General features: G+C 49.0%; 16 protein-coding genes and 1 tRNA gene. 8 read left to right on the forward strand and 9 right to left on the reverse strand.

Features of this window, described 5'->3' with window-relative positions:
• Positions 1-15: 15 nt before the first annotated feature.
• The gene (locus RFF05_RS16425) at positions 16-231 is read right to left on the reverse strand and encodes a hypothetical protein (RefSeq protein WP_409968091.1); all 216 of its coding nucleotides are present in this window, start codon (positions 229-231) and stop codon (positions 16-18) included.
• 127 nt (positions 232-358) lie between these two features.
• On the opposite strand from RFF05_RS16425, the gene RFF05_RS16430 reads away from it, so the two are divergent.
• Positions 359-1,033: a YczE/YyaS/YitT family protein gene (locus RFF05_RS16430; protein WP_409968092.1), complete on the forward strand. Its 675-nt coding sequence runs from the start codon at positions 359-361 to the stop codon at positions 1,031-1,033.
• A gap of 58 nt (positions 1,034-1,091) precedes the next feature.
• Here the strand turns inward: RFF05_RS16430 and RFF05_RS16435 are convergent, their stop codons facing one another.
• Both RFF05_RS16435 and RFF05_RS16440 read right to left on the reverse strand, forming a co-directional pair.
• On the reverse strand, positions 1,092-2,141 hold the full coding sequence (locus RFF05_RS16435) for a LacI family DNA-binding transcriptional regulator (RefSeq protein ID WP_409968093.1): 1,050 nt from the start codon (positions 2,139-2,141) through the stop codon (positions 1,092-1,094).
• A gap of 256 nt (positions 2,142-2,397) precedes the next feature.
• Positions 2,398-3,768: an IS4 family transposase gene (locus RFF05_RS16440; protein ID WP_409966964.1), complete on the reverse strand. Its 1,371-nt coding sequence runs from the start codon at positions 3,766-3,768 to the stop codon at positions 2,398-2,400.
• A 385-nt stretch (positions 3,769-4,153) separates the two neighbouring features.
• On the opposite strand from RFF05_RS16440, the gene RFF05_RS16445 reads away from it, so the two are divergent.
• The 4 genes from RFF05_RS16445 (at position 4,154) to RFF05_RS16460 (ending at position 9,021) form a co-directional block, all read left to right on the forward strand.
• The gene (locus RFF05_RS16445; protein ID WP_409968094.1) at positions 4,154-5,278 is read left to right on the forward strand and encodes a substrate-binding domain-containing protein; all 1,125 of its coding nucleotides are present in this window, start codon (positions 4,154-4,156) and stop codon (positions 5,276-5,278) included.
• Between the two features lie 345 nt (positions 5,279-5,623).
• Positions 5,624-7,147: a multiple monosaccharide ABC transporter ATP-binding protein gene (mmsA, locus tag RFF05_RS16450; RefSeq protein WP_409968095.1), complete on the forward strand. Its 1,524-nt coding sequence runs from the start codon at positions 5,624-5,626 to the stop codon at positions 7,145-7,147.
• A gap of 26 nt (positions 7,148-7,173) precedes the next feature.
• The gene (gene mmsB, locus RFF05_RS16455; protein ID WP_409968096.1) at positions 7,174-8,376 is read left to right on the forward strand and encodes a multiple monosaccharide ABC transporter permease; all 1,203 of its coding nucleotides are present in this window, start codon (positions 7,174-7,176) and stop codon (positions 8,374-8,376) included.
• 9 nt (positions 8,377-8,385) lie between these two features.
• Complete coding sequence (locus RFF05_RS16460; protein WP_409968097.1) at positions 8,386-9,021, forward strand: DUF4867 family protein; 636 nt, start codon at positions 8,386-8,388, stop codon at positions 9,019-9,021.
• Positions 9,022-9,185: 164 nt separating this feature from the next.
• Here the strand turns inward: RFF05_RS16460 and RFF05_RS16465 are convergent, their stop codons facing one another.
• Positions 9,186-10,403, reverse strand: coding sequence for an IS110 family transposase (locus RFF05_RS16465; protein WP_409967781.1), 1,218 nt, complete (start codon positions 10,401-10,403; stop codon positions 9,186-9,188).
• A 282-nt stretch (positions 10,404-10,685) separates the two neighbouring features.
• Here RFF05_RS16465 and RFF05_RS16470 point away from each other — a divergent pair, with 282 nt between their 5' ends.
• Together RFF05_RS16470 and xylB are read left to right on the forward strand one after the other, a co-directional pair.
• Complete coding sequence (locus RFF05_RS16470; protein WP_409968098.1) at positions 10,686-12,158, forward strand: L-fucose/L-arabinose isomerase family protein; 1,473 nt, start codon at positions 10,686-10,688, stop codon at positions 12,156-12,158.
• 187 nt (positions 12,159-12,345) lie between these two features.
• Positions 12,346-13,806: a xylulokinase gene (gene xylB, locus RFF05_RS16475; protein WP_409968099.1), complete on the forward strand. Its 1,461-nt coding sequence runs from the start codon at positions 12,346-12,348 to the stop codon at positions 13,804-13,806.
• A 99-nt stretch (positions 13,807-13,905) separates the two neighbouring features.
• Here the strand turns inward: xylB and RFF05_RS16480 are convergent, their stop codons facing one another.
• Together RFF05_RS16480 and RFF05_RS16485 are read right to left on the reverse strand one after the other, a co-directional pair.
• Positions 13,906-16,071, reverse strand: a complete 2,166-nt coding sequence (locus tag RFF05_RS16480; protein ID WP_409968100.1) for a M56 family metallopeptidase — start codon at positions 16,069-16,071, stop codon at positions 13,906-13,908.
• A 2-nt stretch (positions 16,072-16,073) separates the two neighbouring features.
• Entirely contained in the window at positions 16,074-16,436 is a 363-nt protein-coding gene (locus RFF05_RS16485; protein ID WP_409968101.1) for a BlaI/MecI/CopY family transcriptional regulator, read from the reverse strand.
• Between the two features lie 315 nt (positions 16,437-16,751).
• On the opposite strand from RFF05_RS16485, the gene RFF05_RS16490 reads away from it, so the two are divergent.
• A complete protein-coding gene (locus RFF05_RS16490) occupies positions 16,752-16,946 on the forward strand; it encodes a PspC domain-containing protein (protein WP_409968102.1) in 195 nt (64 codons plus the stop codon).
• 91 nt (positions 16,947-17,037) lie between these two features.
• On the opposite strand, the gene RFF05_RS16495 is transcribed toward RFF05_RS16490, so the two are convergent.
• The 3 genes from RFF05_RS16495 to RFF05_RS16505 all read right to left on the reverse strand — a co-directional run bounded on the left by RFF05_RS16495 (position 17,038) and on the right by RFF05_RS16505 (position 20,096).
• Complete coding sequence (locus RFF05_RS16495) at positions 17,038-18,300, reverse strand: OFA family MFS transporter (RefSeq protein ID WP_409968103.1); 1,263 nt, start codon at positions 18,298-18,300, stop codon at positions 17,038-17,040.
• A 224-nt stretch (positions 18,301-18,524) separates the two neighbouring features.
• A tRNA-Arg gene (locus RFF05_RS16500) sits at positions 18,525-18,601 on the reverse strand.
• Between the two features lie 169 nt (positions 18,602-18,770).
• Positions 18,771-20,096: an MATE family efflux transporter gene (locus RFF05_RS16505; protein ID WP_409968104.1), complete on the reverse strand. Its 1,326-nt coding sequence runs from the start codon at positions 20,094-20,096 to the stop codon at positions 18,771-18,773.
• Positions 20,097-20,099 lie beyond the last annotated feature (3 nt).

Raw genomic sequence — 20,099 nt, forward strand, 5'->3', positions numbered from 1 at the left:
TTGTGTTAACTATGTTTAGGTGGATAAAATACCGATGATGCCAGTGCCTAAATAATAGACGACGCCAATGATCATGGCAAAACGAAGTAAAATCCGCACTTGGTCAGTGGGTTCAATATCGGGGGCAAACCATTTGCGCAATTGCTCCACGAAACGTTCTAAAATATTGGGCTTTTGTGTTGGGGATTCTGGGGCTTCCGCTTGGTCATTTTCGTATTGTTGGTCGTCCATATGGGAATCTCCTTTTTTGGTTTTCCATCATGGGGAAAGGGAATGCAATGAGATAGAGTGAAAAAATAGCTTGCATATATTGGAAAAATTTTGTATACTGTCTTGGATATGAAAGGATGTGGATTGTGTGAGTGGATTTGCCATTGATACCTCCAAACGCAACAAAGCGGATTGGGTGAAAGGGTTGGTTGTGCTGTTTGTTGGGCTTACCATTGCCCATTTGGGGGTCAGCTTATTTTTAATTTCAGCCTTGGGTTCAGATGCCTTTACGGTGATGATTCAAGGGGTTTCTATGATGGTGGGCCTTAGCATTGGCACCTGCCATGTGATTGCGCTGGTGGCGTTGATGGCGGTGATGATGGTGACCACAAAGGGATATGTAAAAGCTGGCACCATTGTATGCGCCTTTTGTGGAGGCTGGATTATTGATTTGTTCTTGTGGCTGTTTGGAGACATGGTAACCGACCAGTCGTCTATGGTGGTGCGGTTGATTGTGCTGGTGGCAGGGTGCGTGATTTTGAGTTTTGGGATGTCCATTGTCATTAAAAGCAACTCTGGCACAGGCCCCAACGATTTGATTGCCATTATTCTCACCGATGTGATGAACAAACGCAAGAAAATCCCTTTTTCTGCTGTGCGGATTGCCTGTGATGTCACCTTTGCCGTGGCAGGGTTTTTCATGGGCGGCGTGGTTGGCGTTGGCACGCTGGTGGCCGCTGGACTGATTGGCCCTATGGTGCAGTTTTTCTTGCCTAGAAGTGAAAAACTCATTCAAAAGATTTTTCCTACACTATACGAATAAAACCAATAAAAATCGCCTGTGGCATGGTTCAACCCATACCATAGGTGATTTTTTGCGGTTAAAACATATTACGTACGCTTTTTCGCTTGACCAATTCTGTGGACATTTGTACTTTGATGGTGCCAGTGGAACGACCTTGGCAATAACGTTGCATCCAACGGCGGTGGATAACCATTTCAACAGCGGTGGCACCCAAGTCGTCTTTGTAACTGTGGATGGTGGACAGGGGCGGATGGGTTTGCTCGGTGATGGGTAGGTTGTCAAAGCCGATGATAGACACTTGGTTGGGCACAGAAATGCCACAAACCGTCATGGCGCGGGTGGCGGCGGCGGCCAACACGTCGTTTTCGGCAAATATCCCATCGGGCAGGGGATTGCCACTTTGGAACCACGAAACCAAGTCTTGATAGGCTTCTTCCGTGGAAATGCTACATTGGATTTTGCCAAACAAGGGCAGGTTTGCATGGCGCAGTGCGTCCATCACGCCAACCTCTCGCTCGTCAAAATTGGGGATGCGGGTGCGGGCGCAGAGATAGGCAATGTGTCGGCAACCTTGGTTCACCAGATGGGTGACGGCTTGATAAGCGCCGCCGTGATTGTCGTTGCCCACACAGTCGGCAAAGCTAGATAGGCTCATGTTATCCATGATGACGGTGGGGGTTTGGGGGATGGAGGCCAGCATGGTGCGAATGTCGCCAGCGGTGCGAGGCGTGATGTCGGTGCCTAATAAAATCAGACCATCTAAAGACTTTAAAAAGTTTAGATTTTGCAGGCTAAGTATAGAATCTGCCTGTAAATAGCGAATCATTGTGTTGTATCCGTGTAAGGTGGCGGCGGCTTCGACCCCCTGCATGTTGTAGGCGTAGAAGGGGCTGTTTTCCCAAACCCGCAACAGTTCATCTACAAAAATCATAAAGCATAAGGTTTTTTGTTGGGGTTGTTGGGGTTGGCTGGTTTGGGGCATGGCAAAGCCAGCCTCTTTGCAGGCTGTCAATATTTTTTCTCTGGTTTGGGCACCTAAGCCGGGTTTGCCGTTCAGAGCCAAGGATACGGCGGCAGTGGAGACACCAAGGGATTGAGCGATTTGTTTTGCGGTCATTTTAGCCATAGTCCACCTGTTTTCTAGCGGGGGTTAAGTTTGTTTTACTAAATTATACATCCGATGTCTTAGAAACACAAGGGTGATTGGAAAAATTTGTGCAATGTGTATAGAAAAAAGCGGTGTAGTCCTGTGAAAAACTCAATGTCATTAAGTTAAGCTATTGAAACGCAAGAACAGCTAATAAAAAATCATCGGAATCTAAAAATGCGCAGGACAAGCAAGCAGATTTTTCAATCTGCTTGCTTGTCCTTATAACGTGGCATTACGCCAAGCGATAGAAAAAAGAGGTGTCGGTTCTGGGGTTCGTGTTGCGTCGCTTGCGTGGGTTTGAGGGCAAATTTCGCATGGGTGTTAGGTTTTTTGCGATGCAGGCTTCAACTTCGGCGACGGGTACATTCTTCCCAAAGAATTTACGACAAATTTGAGTGGCAACAGCGAAATTTATTTGATAAACCCGCTTTCTGGTAACTTTTTTTACAGCAATGCACGAGGTTATCAACTGTGTAAAATTGTATATAATCAACTTGGCGAAGATTTCTTGAAGAAGAAGCTTCGTCTTTTTGCTGTGAAAATACAGCAATCCGACGGTGAATTTCAAAGAGCGGAAGGACGTTTCGATACCCCATCGCTTGGCGTACAAATCCTTGAGGGCAGCAGAATCAAATTCACTTTTATCCAAATTTGTGGCAACCGTTTCGTAAGAATTTTCAGAAAGTTTAAAGCAAACGAGGCGAATATGTAACGGATATGGCTCGATTTTTTCATTTTTCTTTGTTTTGCAGGGTAAAAAATCAAATGGTGAACTATGGGCGATAAATTTCAGGTTTTGATTTTTGGCTTGCGCTGTTTGCTTGCGTGAAATGTGTAGCGTCAGTGAAACGTCAAACTCCTCACCAACAGGCAAAGATAATCCGTGACAAATACCGTTGCGTGAAGCAGAATCCTTCACTCTGACAAGGAATTTTTGCCCTCTTTCTTGCACATGAGCGAAATTATTGTACGATTCGTAGCCTCTATCAGCAATGTAAATGGTGGGTACTTTTGATTGATTACGTGCCACCATGGTGGCAAAGGCCTTGTTTTCACCCTTTTCAACCGTTGCATCCACGTAGGTTTTGCGCAAAATATCGTACATGGCGTTGAGGTGCAAAAGGTTAAAAGGCTTGGAGTCATTGGCCTTTTGATGGTAAGAATCCACTTCCTTTGGGTTGGTGGGAACGTGCAAACTAGAGCCATCCACAGCCAAAAGGCGGTAGCCACGGTGGGTGATGGGTTGGTTTGTTTCGGCAACAAATTGGTGGAATAAATCCTCGAAGGCAGTTGATTTGATTTTGTTTCGTTGTTGCACAAAAGCGGATACTGTAGGTGAGGATGAATGTATGCCGAATTGTTCGGATAATTCCCCATATAGTGTTTTTCCTGTGAGAGATAAGGTTGTTTCAATTACTTTTTCAAATGGTAACTTCCTATTTCGGGTGAAGTCTTTTTCTGGATTTTCAGCATATTTTACAGCGTTTTGCGAAAGGGCTTTTATGGATTTTTTTAGTGTTCTTTTTATGTTTTTTGTTGTGAATGTCATGTGTGCATCTCCTTTGTTATCAGCGTTATGCTCAATAACAAGGGTCGCCTTCATTGACTTTGGTCAATGAAGGCGACCGCACATTTTTTTGTAATTGTCAAGCTTTTTTTAAAAGGTTCTGGGTGTTTTTCTTGTAGCACCCAGGCTTATCTTAATGACATTGGTGAAAAACTTGTCAATATAAAAGTGTTTAGTTAAATTTAGTAAAACTGGTAAAAAATAGATTGTACAGATGGCAAAATATACAAAAGCAAACCGATTACTATTGTGAAAATGCCGATAAATTGTGAATGAAAGCAATTCTACATCTTAAACCATTGACTATTTAGTAAAAATAGGTTAAATTTAACATAACAACTGAGTTGACTGGCTACCATTCAATTGCAACGTTGCAATTACGCAATAGCAGTTAACTTGGAAAAAACAAGGAGAAAATTTTATGAAGAAGATTTTTGCACTATGTCTGGCATCCGTCATGCTGATGGGCACCCTGGCTGGCTGTTCCTCCTCTAGCGACTCCAGCTCTACCACCACCGAAGCTGCTACTACCACCACCACCGCTGCTGCTACCACCGAAGAAACCCTGCTGGTTGGCGTGGCCATGCCCACCAAGGACCTGCAACGTTGGGTGCAAGACGGCGAAAATATGCAAGCTGAATTGGAAGCCGCTGGTTACACCGTTGACCTGCAATACGCTGCCAACGACATCCCCACTCAAGTTTCTCAAATCCAAAACATGATCGCCAACGGCGCTGGTGCTCTGGTTATCGCTTCCATCGACGGCTCCGCTCTGGGTACCGTTATGGCTGAAGCTGAAGAAGCTGGCATCCCCGTCATCGCTTATGACCGTTTGATCATGGACTCTGCTGCTGTTACTTATTACGCTACTTTCGACAACTGGGATGTTGGCGTGAAGCAAGGCGAATATCTGGTGGAAGCTCTGGGTCTGGCCACTGCTACCGAACCTGTTAACATGGAATTCATCACCGGGGACCCCGGCGACAACAACATCAACTTCTTCTTCGACGGCGCTATCTCCGTCCTGCAAGAATACATCGACTCTGGCATCATCCAAACTCCTTCTGGTCAAACCGAAAAGACTGCTGTTGCAACTGCTAACTGGGCAACCGACGAAGCCCAATCTCGTTTTGAAACCATCTTGAGCTCTTACTATTCTGACGGCACCCAACTGGATGCAGTTCTGGCTTCCAACGACTCCACCGCTCTGGGCGTGGCAAACGCATTGGCTGCTAACTACACTGGCACTTATCCCATCATCACTGGTCAAGACTGCGACATCGCAAACGTGCCCAACTTGGTCTCTGGCCTGCAAGCTATGTCCGTGTTCAAAGACACCCGTGACTTGGCTGCTGCTACTGTTGATATGGTTACCGCTATCATGGAAGGCAGCGAACCCCCTGTCAACGACACCGCTACCTATGACAACGGCACCGGCATCATCCCCTCTTACCTGTGCGAACCAATCGCTTGCGATTTGAACAACATCGAAGAAGTTTTGATTGACTCTGGTTACTACACCGCTGACCAAGTTGGCCTGAACTAAGCAATAACAAAGTATTTCATAACTAAATGGCCGAGCAAGGCTGGCACAGCCAGCCTTGCTCGTGAACTTGTAATGGCATCTGCAGGGGGAGCTCGAGGGGGCAGAGCCCACCTCGAATAAAATCAATCGCCCCCTATGAGATTTTATAAATGTAACGATGCAGTATGCTTTTATTAAATTGCAAAAGTGAAAAGTTTTGCAATTGGGCGATTTTCAGGCTGACGAAACCGTTGCCTGAGGGCAACGGTTTCGTCAGCCTGCCGAGCAAGGCTGGCACAGCCAGCCTTGCTCGTTTTCTTAAGACAACAACATGTGTGTGAACCAACTTAGATTGGAGGCAGTATTTTGGCAGATTATATTCTTGAAATGAAGGGGATTTGCAAGTATTTCTCTGGTGTGAAAGCCCTAGAAAACGTGAATTTCCAAGTAGAACGGGGTAGCATCCACGCCTTGGTCGGTGAAAACGGCGCAGGCAAATCTACCTTGATGAACGTCCTCAGTGGCGTGTACCCCCATGGCACCTACGACGGTGACATTGTGTACGAAGGCGAAGTATGTAAGTTCGCTACCATCCCTGATAGTGAAGGCAAAGGCATTGTCATCATCCATCAGGAATTGGCTTTAATTCCCGACATGACCATCGGTGAGAACATGTTCCTAGGCAACGAACGGGGCAAAAAGTTCAACATCGACTGGAACGGCACCCATCACGAGGCCACCAAGCACTTGAAAACCGTGGGTCTCAGCGAATCTTCCCAAACCTACATCCGTGACATAGGTGTGGGCAAGCAACAACTGGTGGAAATCGCCAAGGCGCTGGCAAAAGATGCCAAGCTGTTAATCTTGGACGAACCCACCTCCTCTTTGAACGAAACCGACTCCCAAGCACTGTTGGAGCTGATGTTAGAGTTTAAAAAGCAAGGCATGACTTCTATCATCATTTCCCACAAACTTAACGAAGTATCTTATGTGGCAGACTCCATCACCGTTTTGCGTGACGGACAAACCATTGAAACTATGCACAAAAAAGACGCCGCCATCGACGAAGACCGCATCATCCGTGGCATGGTTGGTCGTGAAATTGCCGACCGTTTCCCCAAGCGTCACGATGTGAAAATCGGCGACGTGGCTATGGAAGTGAAAAACTGGACGGTGCATCATCCCCAAATGTCCGACCGCAAGGTGGTAGACGGTGTGTCTATGCACTTTAAAAAGGGCGAAGTAGTGGGCATCTCTGGTCTGATGGGCGCAGGGCGCACCGAATTTGCCATGAGCGTGTTTGGTCACAGCTATGGGCAAAATATTTCTGGCGATTTGACCATCAATGGCAAAAGTGGCCATTTGAAAAACGTCCAAGCCGCCATCGATGCAGGTCTGGCCTACGTCACCGAAGACCGCAAAGGCAACGGCCTCATCCTCTCCAATGCCATCCGTATCAACACCTCTTTGGCAAACCTCGAGGGTGTGTCCCACCACCAAGTGATTGACCAAATTCTGGAAAGTCGTGTGGCGGAAGAATACCGTGGAAAAATGAAAACCAAGTGTCACACCACCGAGCAAGCCATCGGCAGTCTCTCTGGTGGCAACCAACAAAAGGTGCTCTTGGCAAAATGGATGTTCACCGACCCCGACATTTTGATTTTGGACGAACCCACCCGTGGCATTGACGTGGGTGCCAAGTACGAAATCTACTGCATCATCAATGAAATGGTGGCTTCTGGGAAAACCGTTATCATCATTTCTTCTGAATTGCCTGAAGTGTTGGGCATGAGTGACCGCATCTATGTCATGAACGAGGGGAAAATCGTGGGTGAATTTACCCAAGCAGAAGCCTCTCAAGAAAAAATCATGGCGGCTATCATTAAATAATGTGTGTGTAAAGGAGACTCAATTGTATGTCTAAAGCAAAAGTAATGGAATGGGTACAAAAGTACACCATGATTCTTGCCTTGATTTTAGTGGTTGCATTTTTCGCAGTGCAAACTGGGGGCAAAATCCTATATCCTCAAAATATTACCAACTTAATCGCCCAAAACGGTTACGTGTTTATCCTCTCTGTTGGTATGCTGTTTTGTATTTTAACTGGCGGTAACATCGACTTGGCTGTCGGCTCTGTGGTCTGCTTCGTGGGTGCTGTTGGCGCCACACTGATGGTGGGCGGCATGAATGTAGTGCTGGCTGTCATCGTGATGCTCTTAATCGGCACCGTCATCGGCGCATGGCAAGGCTTCTGGATTGCCTATGTCCGCATCCCTGCCTTCATCGTGACATTGGCTGGTATGCTGGTGTTCCGTGGTTTGTCCAACGTGGTGCTGGGCGGCATGACCCTGTCCATCAACAAGTTTGAAACCTTCATCATGGTGTTCGGCGGTGGCGCAAGCTGCTACTTCCCCGACTTGATTGGTGGCGGCCCCACTGTGCTGGTCAACGGCTCTGAAGTGGTGCTGAACATGTTCTCCATCGTGGTGGGTATCGTTCTAATCGTCGGCTATCTGGGCTTTGCGGCATGCAGCTACATCTCCAACAGCAAAAAAGGCTATGCCAACGCCCCCATTGCGGCTGTGGCTGGCAAGGCCATCATTGTGGTGGGTGTCATCGGTTACTTCTTCTGGAAATTCGCACAATATAAAGGTGTGCCCACCGTGTTGGCTTGGATTGGTGCCATCGTTGTGATTTACACCTTCATCAGCTCTAAAACCACTCTGGGTCGTCACTTCTATGCCGTGGGTGGCAACGAAAAGGCCACCAAGCTCTCTGGTATCAACACCGACCGCATCTATTTCATCGGTTACACCAATATGGGTCTGCTGTGCGCACTGGCTGGTATGCTGACCATCGCTCGTATGGTTTCTGCACAACCTACTTACGGTGACGGCTACGAACTGGATGCCATCGGCGCTTGCTACATCGGCGGTGCTTCTGCATACGGCGGCGTGGGTACTGTCCCCGGCGTTATCATCGGCGCTTTGCTGATGGGCGTTATCAACTTGGGTATGTCCATCATGGGCGTGGATGCCAACTATCAAAAAGTGGTTAAGGGCTTGGTTTTGCTGGCAGCCGTCGTGTTTGACGTGGTTTCCAAGCGGAAGAAAGCATAAGGTACAGCCATGAAGATTCAAAGCGTATTTGACAAAGAATTTTCTGCCTATGGGCAAGTGCTCTCTGGGTTTGACACCGACTCTCTGGTGTCTGCACTGAAAGCGTCTACCCCCATTCCTGCAGGTGTGGATTATATCCCCAGCGAACCTGCTTTGGAAGCCTTGCCCGTTTTCCAAGACTTGCAACTGCGTGCCTACGGCGGTATGCCTGTTCAACTAGGCTGGTGCAACGGTCACAACACCAAGCTCAACTGCTTGGAATATCACCGCGACAGCGAGCTGAACCTAGGCTCCACCGACTTCATTTTGCTCTTGGGCAAACAAGAAAACATTGTGGATGACATCTTAGACACCGCCACTGTAGAGGCCTTCTTGTGCCCCGCTGGCACCTTGATTGAAGTCTATGCCACCACATTGCACTATGCCCCTTGCTCTGCAAAAGCTGGCGCACCCTTCCAAGTGATGGTGGCTCTGCCTTTGGGCACCAACTTTGCAAAGCCTGCTTTTGAAGCCAAAACCAAAGAAGATGCTCGCCTTACCGCTCGCAACAAATGGCTTCTTGCCCACGCTGACAGCGGGGAAGCCGCCAGCGGTTGCCCTGTTGGGTTAAAAGGCGAAAACATCGACATTGCCTCCTTGATTTAATGCAATCAAGCGCAACATATATTAAAGGAGTCCTGTAAATAAAAGTCAAGCCCTAAAATGAAAAAATCTCACAAAAATTGTGAGATGACAAAGCAGGCATAACAAAACAGGCCAGAGAAAGAAGGTGTAATCACTGACCTGAAAAACTATGAAATTAGCGTCACTTAGCCCTCGCTGGCGGTCTCCAGAGCCAGCATACACTCCTTGACCCGAGCGTAATAAATCCGCAGGAACTTGTTCTGTGCGGCCGTCATGTAGACGTAGTAGGGCTTGCCCTCGGCACGTTTCTTGTCTATGAACTGGTACACCGCCTCGTCCTCAGGCTTCTTCTTGACGTAGGTAGACACCACCTGAAACAGCGTTTTGCGCAGGTGGGGCGAGCCACGTTTGGTGGTCTTTCCGCCTTGAGAGGTCTGCTTGCCTGACTGGTTGACCGACGGATCCACCCCTGCAAACGCCACAATGGAGCTGCGGTGGGCGAAGCGACGCACATCCCCAATCTCCGCCATCAGCTGTACGCCAGTGGCCTCGCCTACGCCGTACATCGCCATGACGGTGTCGTACTCGGGCAACTCTTTAGCCATGCGGTTCATCTCGATTTTCATCTCAGAGAGGGTTTCTTTGGAGGCTATGAGTTGCTTGGCCGCCGTCACAACCAACAATTTTGCGTAGTCGTTTTTGGGCAGAGTGACAATCATTTTCTGGGTTTTTGCGTAAATTTCAGCCGCCTTTTTGGGTTGAAAATGGTACCCCTTTCGCTTGCACCATTTTTGATAGCGGTCTGTGAAGGACTTTTCGCTGACGGTTGCAATGCAGTGACAGTGCCAAAATGTAGCCAAAAAATCAATCCACTTGACATGACCATCCTTGCGCTCAGGACTAGAAAACAGCTCGTTGACGCCTGGAAAGGTCTTATCCGAGAGAGAAATTAGGTTGTTTTGCAATGAAACAATGGTTTTCATGTACAAATTGTACTGCCGTGTGCAGAGCTTTAATTGTTGTCGTATGGTTTCCATAGGTGTATGTTCTCGCAAATCCACCCAATTGTCAAGCCCGTATTTTGCGATTTTTAGGGCATCGGCTTTGTCGGTTTTAACCTTGCGGATGGAGCCACCACCGCTCTGCTTGATGAGTAGTGGGTTGAGAATGCTGACGTAGATACCGTGCTGGCTCAGTGTCTGGGCGACTGGTTCGTGGTAACGACCAGTGGCCTCCATGATGACACGGGTGTCCGCACCCAACGCAAGAATTTCCTGCGCCAGTACGTCGATGCTGTGGCTGTCGTGCTGGTAAGTACGAGGTGGGAGCGCCACCTCACCCATAGGCCGCAGGGCGGCTACCACGCTGAATTCTTTGGAAATATCGATTCCGACTGCGTTCATATTGTTTCCTCCATGTATTTTGATTAGGCATTCCGCTTTCTTCGCTGCTTGTTCAATCTCCTGAGTGACACGAACGCACCAGTCTTGGTGGCACAACCTGCGCAAATCGAATGCTGCGAACGAGAGAGGCGGCTGGCGGACTCCTTTGCGGGCGTGTAAGCCCTCGGAAAACAGAGCCAGACCTGTTCTCTCCCATTCTAACAGCTTAGGCAACAAAAAGACAAAAGACACGGCTGGCAGCCGTGCCTTAAACCTTAATTTATATTGTAGGAGAAAATTAGTATGAACAACATTCCTCAACTGAAACTGGGTATGATTGCCGTGTCCCGTGGCTGTTTCCCCATCGAATTGGCAGAACGTCGTCGCAAAGCCATCTGCGACATTTACGGCGCTGATATGTACGAATGTCCTGTGGGTGTCATTGGCGAAGTGGATGCAAAAGCCGCTGTGACCGATGTGAAAGCCGCTGGTGTCAACGCTTTGGTGGTGTTCTTGGGCAACTTTGGCCCCGAAACTGCTGAAACCATGATTGCTGACATGTTCGACGGCCCCATCATGTATGTGGCAGCCGCTGAAGGTGACGGTGACCTCCATGACGGTCGTGGCGATGCCTTCTGTGGCATGCTGAACTGCAGCTACAACTTGAACCTCCGTGGCAAAACTGCTTACATCCCCGCCTATCCCGTTGGCACCGCCAGCGAAGTGGCAGAAAAAATTGCTGAATTTGCCCCCATCGCCACTGCTATTCTGGGTGTGAAGGGCTTGAAAATCTTCGGCTTTGGCCCCCGCCCCAACGACTTCTTGGCCTGTAATGCCCCCATCAAGGCTCTGTATGACCTTGGCGTGGCTGTGGAAGAAAACTCCGAACTGGATTTGTTGGTGGCTTACAACAAGCACAAAGACGACCCCCGTATCCCAGAAGTCATGGCTGACATGGAAGCCGAACTGGGCGACAACAACCCCTATGGTGGCATTCTGCCCCGTTTGGCTCAATACGAATTAACCCTGCTGGACTGGGTGAAAGACAATCTGGGTTGCTCTCAATATGCCGCCATCGCTGGCAAGTGCTGGCCTGCCTTCCAAACTGAATTTGGCTTTGTGCCTTGCTATGTAAACGGTCGTTTGACTGCCAAGGGCATCCCCGTGTCCTGCGAAGTGGACATCTACGGTGCGCTCAGCGAATACATCGGCGTGTGCGTCTCTGGCAAGCCTGTTACCTTGCTGGACATCAACAACACTGTGCCCGATTCCATGTACCAAGCTTCCATCAAGGACAAATACGACATCAAGGCCAACGAAACCTTCATGGGCTTCCACTGTGGTAACACCGCTCCTGAACTGCTGGTGAACCCACACATGGGCTATCAACTGATTATGAAGCGTGATCTGGAACCCGAACTGCCCGAACCCGACATCACCCGTGGCACCATGGAAGGGGATATTAAACCCGGTGAAATCACCTTCTTCCGCCTCCAATCTTCTGCCGACACCACCTTGAAGGCCTATGTGGCTCACGGTGAAGTGCTGGACGTGCCCAGCGAAAGCTTCGGCTCCATCGGCGTGTTCGGCATCCCCGAAATGGATCGCTTCTATCGCCATGTGCTGATTGAAAAGTGCTATCCTCACCACGGCGCTGTGGCCTTCGGTCACTACGGTAAGGCACTGTTTGAAGTGTTCAAATATTTGGGTGTGAAAGACATCGCTTACAACCAACCCAAATACCTGCCCTATCCCAAGGAAAATCCCTTTGCATAAATAGAATTTGAATGTAAGCGTGAATAGTGTTTGACTATTCACGCTTACATTGCATGGTGATATGGATGCGGGCGACCATAGGTCGCCCCTACAATGGATTTGTAATTGCGCCATCTTCACCCCAATCGTAGGGGCGACCTGTGGTCGCCCGCCGTCTTTTTGAAATTTTCAACAAAAGGAGAACACTATGTATTTTTTAGGCGTTGATTTAGGCACCTCTTCTGTGAAGTTGGTGCTCATTGATGAGATTGGTGCCATCATCCGCACCACCAGTCGCGACTACCCTCTGTCCATGCCCCATTCTGGTTGGTCTGAGCAAGACCCTGCCCACTGGTGGGTGGAAAGTAAGCAAGGGATTTGTGATATTTTTGAAGGCTTGGACAAGAGCCAATTGGCAGGCATCAGCTTTGGCGGTCAAATGCACGGCCTTGTGATTTTGGACGAAGCTGACACCGTCCTCCGCCCTGCCATCTTGTGGAACGATGGGCGTACCATGGAAGAAACCGCATATTTGAATACCATTGTGGGCAAGGATACGCTTGCTTCTTTGACAGCCAACATTGCCTTTGCAGGCTTCACTGCCCCTAAAATTCTCTGGGTGAAAAAGCACGAACCAGATCTATTTGCCAAAATTAGCAAAATTATGCTTCCCAAAGACTATCTGGCCTATAAGCTGACAGGGGTTCACTGCACTGATTATTCTGATGCCGCAGGGATGTTGTTGTTGGACGTAGCCAATAAGTGCTGGTCGGAGGAAATGCTGGACATCTGTGGCATCACGGAAGCCCAAATGCCCAAGCTGTTTGAAAGCTACGACGTGGTGGGCACCTTGCTCCCAGACGTGGCAGCTGAATTGGGATTGCCTGAAACTGTTAAAATCTGCGCTGGCGCTGGTGACAATGCCGCCGCCGCCGTGGGTACTGGCACTGTTGAAAACGGGGCTTGCAACTTGAGCGTTGGCACCTCTGGCACCGTGTTCATCGCCAGCGATGCCTTCACCCTGCCTGATAACAACGCCATCCATGCCTTTGCCCATGCCACTGGTGGGTACCATCTCATGGGCTGTATTCTCTCTGCCGCCTCTTGTAACAAGTGGTGGATGGAAGACATTTTAAAAACCTCTGACTTTGCCAAAGAGCAAGAATCATTCGTGCCACTGGGCACCAACGGCGTGGTCTTTGCCCCCTATCTCATGGGGGAACGTACCCCTCACAACGACCCACAAGTCCGTGGTGCCTTCTTAGGCCTTGGCATGGACACCACCCGTGGTCAAATGACCCAAGCCGTCATGGAAGGCGTGGCCTACGCCATGCGTGACTCTTTGGAAATCGCCAAGTCTTTGGGTGTGGACATTCAATCCACCAAAATCTGCGGTGGCGGTGCCAAAAGCCCCATTTGGAAGCAAATTTTCGCCAACGTCTTGGGCATTCCTGTCCAATCGGTGGAAACAGAAGAAGGCCCCGGTCTGGGCGGTGCCATGCTGGCAGCCGTGGGCTGTGGGGTGTACCCCAGTGTGAAAGCCATGGCGGCAGAGGTGGTGAAGGTCACCGATACCACCATGCCTGACATGGAAATCCACGCCCTGTACAACAAGGGCTATGCCCAATTTAGCACCTTGTACCAAGCTGTGAAGCACATCAAAGCATAAGGAAAAAACACCCTAACAAATCCAAAACAGATGGATTTGTTAGGGTGTTTTTCTGTGTCAATGGAGAATTGAGAATACCAACTTGGGTGGTACGCTTGATTACCACAAGGTGACGGTGTCAAAGATGTAGCCAATGCGAGTGCCGAAGCCTTCCATGGCTTCATCAGGGCAATGACCTAGGCCGTAATAATAGCCGTTTTCAGAGGCACCCAAAGCGGTGAGGAAATGGGTGTTGCCAGCGTTGGAGACGAAGATGGTGTCTCGCCCCATCCAATCGGTGACTTCCCCTTGGGTATCCAAGCACCAAGTGGCAACCTCTTGGATATCCTCAATATCTAGATAGAAAATATCAAAATACACATCCTCGTTGGCAATGGCTTGCCAGTGATTGTCGTCAGTTTCCGCCCATTCGTCCACTGGAATGGCGATAGAATATCCCTCTTTGTGGGTCGCAATGGCAGAGATTTCTTCTGCATCACCCTCAATGGTCATGGTGATGGTGGTTTCTTCATCGCTATAAAGAGTGCCAAGGAGTGCACTGTTCACAACATCAATGGCAGTCTCACGGTTGTCCTCAGTGGTATACACCCACTGGGCGTCTCTAGGCAAAAACACCGCCGCCACCAACTGGCTATCCACATATTTTACCGCCAATCCGCTGGTACCATTGATCCCTTGCACACGGCCTTGCTCATCCATGTACATCCCACCAGTCCATGTGACGGAGAAGGGGTCGTCCGTCAAGAGGGCAAACTCCAAATCATAGACCTGCACCGTACTGTTGTCGGCGGTGTTTTCATAGTCCCAAGCGTAGACAAACCGTGTCACTTCATAGCCTGTAAAATCGCCTAAAGAGGCATAGGCGGCGGTATCCAGCTCTTGGGTCAGGATTGCCTCATACTGCTCATAGGCCACTACGTCCACCACTTCTTCGTACTGTGTATCGTATGTGGGGATGCCATCCAAGCCCCAATAGAAAATACTATCAGCTTCCAGATGGTTATAGTAATTGTTGCCATCTTGGTAGGGGTCGTAGACGGTGTAGCCCACACGGATGATGTCACCCACCGCCAAGTCGCTGTCGTTCATATTGGGTTCGTCCCAATCATAGACGAAGGTGCCACCGTCTTTGGTGGTCATGGTGAGGGTTTCATCACAGGTGAAATTCAGCTTGGCACCCAAGGGAAACTCCGTGTTGGTCAGCACATCGGTGACCATACAACGGATGGCATAGTTGGTTTTCTCTTGGATTTCCAACTCTACATAAGCGGTTTCCTCCAAGCGTAGCTCGGTGCCCACCCCTGCCACGGAAGTGAAGGTTTCCTCTTCTTCTGGATTACTCCCCAAGGACACCAAGATTAACGCCACTGCCACTAGGCATAGCACCATAACCCATAGGGCAGGTTTTTTGTAGCTGAGCACGTTTTTTACACGGCCTTTGGTTTCCCCTTCGCCGAAAGCGAGAGGGGTTGCGGTTAAGAGTTTACTTGCTTTGCGCCCTGTGGCCAGTCGCAACAAAGACTGGGCGTAGTCGGTGCGAATATCGCCATTCATGGCTTTCATCACCGCTTCGTCGCAGGATAATTCCATGTCTTTGCCTGACAGCACAAAGGCAATCCATACCAATGGATTGAACCAATGGAGGGTCAAGGCGATGAAGCCCAACAGTCGTGTCACATGGTCAAAGCGGCGGATGTGGCACTGCTCATGGGCGATGATATAGGTTTGCTCCGCCGCTTCTAAACTGGATGGTAAGTAAATTTTGGGGGATATCAATCCCGTGACGAAGGGTGTGTCCAGATAATCCACCAGATAGATATTGTCACGGAGTTGGACAGCGCCCACTAGGCGTTTGCGCAATTTCCCATAGGAAACCATGCTGTATACTGCCATGGCAATCATGCCTGCAATCCAAAGATATTGCCCTATCGCCAACCAAATTTGGATGGGGTTGATGCTGGTGGTATGGTTGGTCACTGGGGGCAAAACTGGGTTTACCACACTGTCCACCACGGTAAAGCCACTGTCTATTTGAGGCACAGTTTGGTAGATGATATCTTGTGGAATGGGTTGGCTAGTGGGGAGGAGTGCCATGGCGCTTTCTAAGCTAAAGGGGCAGAGCAAGCGGAACAATACCGCTGCCCATAAAGCGTAAATGAACACCTTTGGTGCTTTTTTTAGCACCAATCGAATCAATATCACTGCCAAAATCACCACACTGGCGGTGAAGCTCATGTTGAGAATTTGCAAAAATAGCTTGTCCATACTCAGCCCTCCTTCTGGGCATCAATCAAGGCTTGGATATCGGCAATCTCCTTGTCAGATAGCTTTTTCTTCTGGGTGAAGGCGGCTAAAAATTGTGGCAGTGACCCTGAAAAGGTTTCCTCCACAAATTTTTCGCTTTGCCCTGCCAAAAATTCCTCTTTGGTGATGCAGGACGTCACCACGCTGTGCTCGTTTTGGAAAATCCCACGCTCACAGATGCGGCGCAAAATGGTGTACGTGGTGGACTTGTTCCAGTTCAGATGCTGCTCTGCCAGTCCTACTAACGCCCGTGAGGTGAGGGGTTCGTTGTCCCAGATGATGGTTGCAAACTGCATCTCCACCTCGCCTAATTTATAGTCAATCATAAAAAACCCTCCTATTGATTTACAGCTTGTAAACTTAGTTTACTACGAGTAAATCGATTTGTCAAGAGGGGAATTTTATGCGCACCCAATCAGAACGGGGGTGTGGGTATGTTCGTGGTGCCACTGAAGAATGGCAATCACCCCACAATCCAGAGGTTTTCTCCAAGTGGGATGGCTGTTTTCCGTTTTTCTCCAGTATAGCCCGACATATTTATAAAGTCATTACAAAATGACCACAAATAGATTGCAAATTGTTGTGCGTTGTTGTAAGATGGGGGTGAATCAACACAACCGACCGAAAGGAAAAGAAAAAACATGGACAAAAGACTATATAAATCCACCAATAAAATGGTGGCTGGTGTTTGTGCTGGTGTGGCAGAATATTTTGACATTGACCCCACGCTTGTGCGCTTGGGCTTTGTTTTGCTAGGCGGTTTGGGTGGCACTGGTATTATGCTCTACATCATTGCCACCTTGATTATCCCGCGTGCACCAGAAGACTTTAATTGAGTTATGATGGGTGAGGATAAAAACACCGCCAAGGCGTAGGATACTCCTACACCTTGGCGGTGTTTTTTTGCAAATGGGCATATAATTGGGTTTATGTAGTTTCAGTGTGCACGGTGACCTGTTTTTTGCGTAGTTGGATGATTAGGAACATGAGCACCACGCCGAAGAGATTTAAGCCTGCTGAGAATATGAAAGAATAGGCATAGGAGCCATCGTTTGCAATGACCAAGTTAGAGCCCATAATGGGGCCTAGATAGGTTGCGGCGGAAAAGCCAAGGAACATAAAGCCGTAGTTTGTGCCATTGTTTGTAATGCCAAAGTTATCGGCAGTCAGGGCAGGGTAGACGCCCATAATACCGCCGTATCCCATCCCTGCAATCATGGTGCAGATAAAGAATTGAACAAAGTCGCCCATGGTCACGGTTGCAAGGATAAACATGGACACAGCGGAGATGGCATACATAACGGGAATCACTTTGTAACGTCCGAACTTATCGGAGAGGGCGCCCCAGATAATGCGCCCACTGAGATTGCCCAAGCTAATGGCACTCACGGCGGTGGCCGCCATTGCGGCGCTGAGACCAACCGCGGTTTGGGCAATGCTAGAGGCGGAACTCACCACCAAAAGACCAGAAGTTAGGCCGCAGGTAAATACGCCTAAGAGCAGGTAAAATAGGGGGTCGCGTAACATTTGGCGCCAGTTTTTATCAACACCAAACTCAAGGGATTTTCCGTCTGTCACAGGCGTCCAACCAACAGGCTGATAGGTGGCAGGCACATTGATCATGGCGAAGGACGTGATGAGAATGACAATCAAATAGATGCTACCAGCCGTTAAAAATGCCTTGGAAACGCCATAGCTAGAGATTAAATGTTGGATAATCGGGGAGAACACCAAGGCGCCGCCGCCGTAGCCTGCAGTTGCTAGACCTGCGGCAAATCCGCGTCTGTCTGGAAATAAGCGAGTGGCACTGGCGATGGTACAGCTATAGGTGATGCCGGCCCCACAGCCGCCGATTACCCCGTAGCCTAAATATAACTGCATGGGAGTTGATGCCATGCTGGCCAAAATGGAAGCACCGCCCCATAAGAAAGCGCCAAGAAAAAGAACTTTTTTGGCGCCTAGAGTATCTTGCAACTTACCCCCAGCGATGACCGTAATGGGGCTAAGGGCGCCAGAGAAGGCAAATGCAGTGGAGGTGACAGACACATCCCACCCAAACTGGGCTTGCAGTGGGCCAGCGTAAACACTCCATGCGTATTCTGCACCCAGACAAAGGTTGGCCAAAATGCACATACATAGAATAAACCAGCGTTTACTGTCGATGGAGCTGTGATTGAGTGTAGTATTCATGGTAACCCTCATTTCGCGAATTGGTGGCACGTCTGCATTTGTGTGTAACGCCATTGGTGAGAGTAGGCGAGCGGTAGAAGTGGTTCCATACAATCGTTGTGTGGGAGGTTTGTATTTAATATTGTACTAGCTTTGGCAGATACGGTCAAGAAGAAAAATGATATGTTGCGCCAACCAATGCGTAAAAAGAAAAAATCCGAGTAGAATCAATCTACTCGGATTTTTGGTACGCCCTGAGAGATTCGAACTCCCGGCCTTTTGGTCCGTAGCCAAACGCTCTATCCAGCTGAGCTAAGGGCGCATCTGCTGTGCTCGTTGGTGTCGCTCGTGTGTCGTGCACCAGACAGCTTATTTATAATAGCACAGGCTTTTCATAAATGCAAGCTTTTTTTTAGATTTTTTTTAGATTTTTTTAAAATTTTTTTGTGAAGCTTTTATGAACACCTGAAAAACCTAGTAAAATCAAGGGTTTAGTAGCCATACTGGCTTTGATATTTCTTGAAATGCACCCATGAAATCATCGTTGAGAGAGCTTCTGCCGTAGGTAATGCCAGCCAAATACCCATCACACCCCATAAATGTGGCATCACAATCAGTGCGCCGACAATCAGCACAATCGTGCGTATAAAGGATAACGTGGCTGATACTTTGCCATTGGACAGTGCTGTGAAAAAGTTGGAGGCGAACAAATTATACCCCATGAACAAAAAACCCACAGCAAACAGGTGTAGCCCTGTCACCGTTAAATCATACACCTCTTGGCTGGCGCTGGCAAACAGGGTTGCCACAGTCCCAGCGCTGGCAAAGGCCACCACCGTGGTCACCAGTGAGGAGGTGAGAACAAAGCGCAGGCTCATGGTATAGAGCTGCTTTAAATGGCCAGTGTCCCCAGCACCGTAGTTGTAGGACACCAAGGGCGCCATGCCGCCGCAGTAACCAAAGTACACGGCATTAAACAAAAACTGGGCGTAGAGGACGATGGTGATGGCTGCTACGCCATCTTCGCCCACATGGTGCATCATCAGTAAGTTGAAAAGCAATGTGGACACGCAGATGGCCAAATTGCTCACCATTTCAGATGCACCGTTGGTGCAGGCTTTTATGATGGATGCCCCATCCCAGCTAGGGCGCACAAACCAGAGTGCACCTTGCCGTGACACGGCGAAATACACCAAGCCGAACAGGGCTGGCAAGGTAAAGCCCACCCCTGTGGCAAGGCCAGCGCCCATGATGCCCATGTTGAGTTGGACGATGAACACATAGTCTAGCACAATGTTGCTCAGCCCACCCATGGCGATGGAGACCAATCCCAAGGTGGGGCGACCAGCGGTGACGAACAGGAATTGGAACATGATTTGCAACATGGATAAAGGGAAGAAATACCCCAGCATATGCAAATAGTCGTAGCAATAGCCATAAATGGCATCATTTGCCCCGAGAAACACCACCAGCGAAGAGGTGCATAGCAAGGTGATTGCCCCGATGAGCAAACCGATGATAAGGCCAGTGGCGATGAGAAGGGAAAAGGTGTTGCGTGCCTTTTCAGCGTTGCCTTGCCCCATTTGTTTGGCGGCAACGGCGCTACCGCCAGTGGCCAACATAATGGCCATTGCCAACACAGCGGACTGCATGGGATAGGCAATGTTGACCGCTGACAAGGCATTGGTGCCTACGAAATTAGACACAAAAACACCATCCACAATCACATAGAGTGCGTTGAAGACCATCATAATCACATTGGGTAGGGTAAAGCGAAATAAAAATCGTGGGGTGATGGGCTGGGCTAAATTGTTCATGGG

This window comes from Bengtsoniella intestinalis (genome assembly GCF_039719005.1).
Classification (GTDB): Bacteria; Bacillota; Clostridia; order Oscillospirales; family Oscillospiraceae; genus Oscillibacter; species Oscillibacter intestinalis.